Here is a 4,507-nt window from a genome sequence, read left to right on the forward strand (position 1 = left end):
AGCCCGCGATGAGCGCGGAAACGGTGGTCAGCAAGGGTGTGCTCGACAAGGACACCACGTGGTCTGGCGAAATCCTGATCAAAGGCGATGTTGAGGTAGCTGAAAAAGCAACCTTGACCATCCTGCCCGGCACCACAGTTCGTTTCGCCAAGATTGAGCCGTTCGGGCCGGAAAAGCTGTACCCGGAAAAAGAGAAAGACAATCATTTTCCTCAGCTTGAGCTGTTTGTTCGGGGAAAGATGATTGCCAAAGGTGAGAAGGAGAAGAAAATCACCTTCACCAGCGTGGAAAAAGAAGCCAAGCCCGGCGATTGGGGCGGTCTCAATTTTAACACCAGCGTGGATAACGTGGTTGAAAACTGTGTGATCAGGTATGCGGACACCGGCGTTCATGCCCATTCTTCCAAGGTGGCGGTGATGAACAACGAGTTCAAGCACAACGGCACCGCCATCGGTAACAAGAACCTGAAGGATAACCCGGTCAAATGCGCGATTGCAGTGGAGCGCAACCTGATCACCGAGAACGGCGGCGGAGTGATCGTCGGCGACGGCATGAAGGTGCTGCACAACGAGATCAGCAAGAATCAGTTCTTCGGAGTTTATGGCAAAAATCTTGCTGATGGAACAGTGCAGTTCAACAACATCAGCGGCAATGGCAAGGGCGCGATCATGTATGCAGTCAAGGCTATCACCCTGACTGACAACAACATCGTGGACAACACGGACTATAACCTGTCCATGCTGGAAGGGCAGGCCAATGATCTTGCTTTCCCTAAGAATTGGTGGGGCACGGCGGATGAGCAGCAAATCCGGGCCAAAGTCTTGGACAAGGCCAGTGACGCTGCCCTTGGCAAAGCGGACTTGGGTAATTTTTACACAGCCGCTGTTGCCGAAGCCGGAATTCTCTGATATAGTCTCACCCTCATGAATTTCGCGCAGACATTGACCAGCGATCCGCTGGACTTGCTCACCAAAGCCGCGCTGGCCGGGCTGACAGCAGTCATGCTGTTCATGCTCGTCCAGCAGCGGCTGACTGCTTCTCCGAACGCCGCCGAAGCTGGCGGCGTGGCGGCAGAGCTGCGGCAGATTGAGCAGCGGCTGGTGCAGGATAAGACACTGTATCAGGAAGTTGCTGCCTTGGCCGAGCAGCGGCAGCATAGCGCAGCGATGGAAAAGCTTAAGCAGATTCAAGCCGCGCAGCCGAACAATTCCCGCTCGTTCCTCTGGCAGGCCCAACTTCAGTACGAGAACGGCGACCTTGCCGACGCGTTGACCAGCTACCGCCAGGCCATAGACCTTGAACCGGGCTACATAGACCGGAAATCGCCCCTTTTTGTCGGCAAAGACATCAAGAAAAACGTGCTGGAAGCAAAAGACAAATTGCAGCGCGAAGTCACGCTGAAGCCCAATGATCCCGACATCAAAAGGGCGTTAAATGAACTGCTTTACGTCCAGCGGCGGCTGGCTGGCGGATGTGAATAGCTTGTCTTGCACAGCAAATAAAGCTTGTTTGAATTTTATGAATTTGCTTGGTGTCTTTTAATGCGCAGGTCTCAGCGAAACAAACTGGGCAGCTCTTTTTTAGAAAGGAGAGGCCAGTGTTTTCCTCTGAACACTCAGTTTTAAACACTGAGTACCGCGAGAAAGAAAATAAGCCGTCAGTGTTTTTCACTGAGGCTTCAGTGAAAGAAAAGCAGTGCCCAGTATTTTCCTCTGAGCATTCAGTTTAAAACACTGGGCACCGCGAGAAAGAAAATGAGCTGTCAGTGTTTTTCACTGGGATGTCATAGAAAGAAATTAAGCCTCCAATTTTAAAAAACGACAGGCGCGAGGAAAACATCGGGAGACCGATGCCTGCTGCGTAAGGTGAGTAATTAAGTGGCGCGTTTTAAATTTCCTGATCTTGCCGTCACCACCGGCATTGTCCTTGGCGCGGGCGCAGTGATTCTGAGCCTGCTCGGCAATCCAGTCAATTCCGGCATCTGCATCTCCTGCTTTCTGGAGAATTTAGCCGGCTCGCTCCAGATGCACAATGTCGCCAGGATGAGCTACATCAGGCCGGAGCTGATCGGCTTTCTCCTTGGCTCCTTCCTGATGGCCAAGAAGATGCGCCGCTTTCGGGTGACTGGCGGCTCCTCGCCGGTGATCCGTTTTCTGCTTGGCTTTTTCATGATTGTCGGCTGCGGAGTGTTTATTGGCTGCCCGATCAAGATGATTTTGCGCTTGGCGGCTGGCGATTTGACCGCTGTTGCTGCCGTGCTTGGACTGATGTTCGGCATTTGGCTTGGCAGCCGTTATATTCGCGCCGGTTCAGTGCTTGACCGGGACAAAGAGCTGCCGCAGATCAACGGCTACATTCTGCCCGGCATTGGTCTGCTCCTGCTGATCTTCGCCCTGCTTCAGCCAAGTTTCATTCAACAAGGAGCAACCGGCCCGGCGGCGCAACATGCGCCCATGTTGCTTTCTTTGGCAGTTGGTCTGCTGATCGGTGCGCTGTCGCAGCGTTCCGGCCTCTGCATAACCGGTGGGCTGCGCAATTTCTTTCTTTTTAAAGAGAAAACCCTGCTCATGGGCATTATCGCCGCCTTTGGCTCGGCTATGATGATCTCGCTGTTTGTTGCCCTGCTGCACAAATTTGGCGCGACTGAGCAGACTGGCTTCAGCCTCGGTTTCTCCGAGCAGCCCGGCTCACATCCCAGCAATTTCTGGAGTTTCTTGGCGATGGTGCTGGTCGGCTTGGCCGCAGTGATTGTTGACGGCTGCCCCTTCCGCCAGTTAGTGAAAGCGGGCCAGGGTGATGTGGACGCAGGCTTGACCTGCTTTGGAATGCTGACCGGCGCAGCCTTTGTCGTAAGCTGGCAGCTCCGCAGCACCTCGGCTGGCCCGGAATTCAACGGCAAGATTGCCACGCTGGCCGGGCTGATTTTTTGTTTGGTGGTGGTGCTGGCCTATCGGAGGAAGCAGGCAGCTCGGTGAATTTCAAAAAAGGAGATATCTGTGAAGCCGAAAGATTATCTGATATGCGACAATGAATACAATTCCTTCAATAAAACCAGAGGTCAGATCAATGCAATATTGACCGAGTTTGAAAAACAGTTTCGTGACTCAAAGTTTGCAACTTCACCTGAAGGCGGAATTGTTCTTACAACAATATCTATTTTTGCAATGCAACTATTGAAAACAAGAGAGGCGATAAAAGCGAATGACATTGAGGCTATAAAGAAACTGGTGAAAGAGTGTGCAGGTATGATAGTTTCAACTGAAGGGAGAGCAGAACTATTGCTCAACCAATCAAAGAAGTAATACGCACAATTTTGAAGTAGGTTGAAGTAGGCACTGCGGTTATAGAAGGTTGTTATGAATCAGACTTTGACGTTGAATATCTCCGAGGAAGTTTATCTCCATCTACGGCGAGCAGCGGAGCAAGCGGGGCAACTCCCGGAAGTGCTGGCTGCGCAATGGCTTTCGCTGTTCACTCGCAGCACTGTTGACAGCGATCCGCTGGAAAAATTCATTGGCGCGTTCAGGAGCGGCTGTCCTGACTGGACGGACAATCACGACAAATACATAGGTCAGTCGCAGCAGGACGTGCATGAATAATCTGTTTGCAGACACTTCCGGCTGGGGCTGCTTAATTGATGCAACACAGAAACACCATGCGCTTGCTGCGGCGATATACCGCAATATTCGGCAGCAGCAGGCTCGCCTGATTACGACAAATTATATCATCACAGAGCTTGCCGCTCTGATGAGCAGCCCGCTGCATCTGCCGCGTCCATCAATTATTGCGTTTCTTGAAGGCATCAAAACTTCACCCTATGTCGCAGTGATTCATATTGATCAAACCCTTGATGAACAGGTATGGCGGCTGTATAAGCAGCGGACTGACAAAGATTGGAGTTTGGTTGATTGCGCCAGTTTTGTTGTGATGAAAGAACGCGGCATTACTGAGTCGTTGACAACGGAGCATCATTTTGAGCAGGCAGGATTTCTTCGTTTGCTGAAATAATTTTTCTCATTTCGATATTCCATGAACTGGTTCAAAAAAAAGGAAAAGCCCCAGGAGCCGCAGCACGAGAACGTCACGCGCGGCCTGCTGATCTTCGCCCACCCGACCACGGTCATCGCGGTGGAGGAGCTGCTCCGTGACGAGGGCTACAAGATTCGCGTGGTCAGTCCGCCGCCTGCGTACCGCACCGGCTGCGATCTGAGCGTGGAATTCCCGCTGGAAGCCGAGGCGGCCATCACCGAGCTGCTCAACACGACCAAGCTCCACCCAATTGATGTGGTGCCGATCACCACCGAAGGCATGGAGCCGCTGCACTTTGTCCGCAAGAAATGGTACGGCAGCAAATACCTGATGGTGCGGGCGGCGAACATGAAAATCACCGTTGACGCGGAGACCAAAATCATCGTCAACATCTCCGGCGGCGGCTGCCCGGACGTGCCCTATCTCGCCACAACCATGATCGGCAAGCGGTTAGACGAAGCACCCGCGCCGGACGAAG

The 4,507-nt window shown here is 52.6% G+C and carries 7 protein-coding genes; all 7 read left to right on the forward strand.

The genetic code is table 11. The annotated features are described in order from the left end of the window. Nucleotides 1-908, forward strand: a 908-nt coding sequence (locus ACNKID_RS10525) for a right-handed parallel beta-helix repeat-containing protein (RefSeq protein WP_417913390.1), incomplete at its 5' end; no start/stop codon positions are given. A gap of 15 nt (nucleotides 909-923) precedes the next feature. Next, nucleotides 924-1,481 (forward strand): hypothetical protein, encoded by a 558-nt coding sequence (locus ACNKID_RS10530; RefSeq protein ID WP_417913391.1) that lies wholly within the window; start codon nucleotides 924-926, stop codon nucleotides 1,479-1,481. A 396-nt stretch (nucleotides 1,482-1,877) separates the two neighbouring features. Beyond that, nucleotides 1,878-2,975 carry a YedE family putative selenium transporter gene (gene yedE / locus ACNKID_RS10535; RefSeq protein ID WP_417913392.1) on the forward strand — a complete coding sequence of 366 codons (1,098 nt, stop codon included), beginning with the start codon at nucleotides 1,878-1,880 and terminating at the stop codon, nucleotides 2,973-2,975. 21 nt (nucleotides 2,976-2,996) lie between these two features. Beyond that, a complete protein-coding gene (locus ACNKID_RS10540; protein ID WP_417913393.1) occupies nucleotides 2,997-3,302 on the forward strand; it encodes a hypothetical protein in 306 nt (101 codons plus the stop codon). Nucleotides 3,303-3,356: 54 nt separating this feature from the next. Then, nucleotides 3,357-3,599: a hypothetical protein gene (locus ACNKID_RS10545; RefSeq protein WP_417913394.1), complete on the forward strand. Its 243-nt coding sequence runs from the start codon at nucleotides 3,357-3,359 to the stop codon at nucleotides 3,597-3,599. Further along, on the forward strand, nucleotides 3,592-4,008 hold the full coding sequence (locus ACNKID_RS10550) for a type II toxin-antitoxin system VapC family toxin (RefSeq protein ID WP_417913395.1): 417 nt from the start codon (nucleotides 3,592-3,594) through the stop codon (nucleotides 4,006-4,008). The genes ACNKID_RS10545 and ACNKID_RS10550 overlap by 8 nt, the downstream gene beginning before the upstream one ends. A gap of 21 nt (nucleotides 4,009-4,029) precedes the next feature. Then, nucleotides 4,030-4,507: DUF3343 domain-containing protein (locus tag ACNKID_RS10555; RefSeq protein ID WP_417913396.1), on the forward strand; the 478-nt coding region annotated here is incomplete at its 3' end.

The organism is Candidatus Electronema sp. TJ (genome assembly GCF_048287355.1).
Taxonomy (GTDB): Bacteria; Desulfobacterota; Desulfobulbia; order Desulfobulbales; family Desulfobulbaceae; genus Electronema.

Bases quoted from the DNA above. Each gene is read 5' to 3' on its own strand.
- ACNKID_RS10530 (WP_417913391.1), top strand. From the start codon at position 924: ATGAATTTCGCGCAGACATTGACCAGCGATCCGCTGGACTTGCTCACC.
- ACNKID_RS10545 (WP_417913394.1), top strand. From the start codon at position 3,357: ATGAATCAGACTTTGACGTTGAATATCTCCGAGGAAGTTTATCTCCAT.
- ACNKID_RS10550 (WP_417913395.1), top strand. From the start codon at position 3,592: ATGAATAATCTGTTTGCAGACACTTCCGGCTGGGGCTGCTTAATTGAT.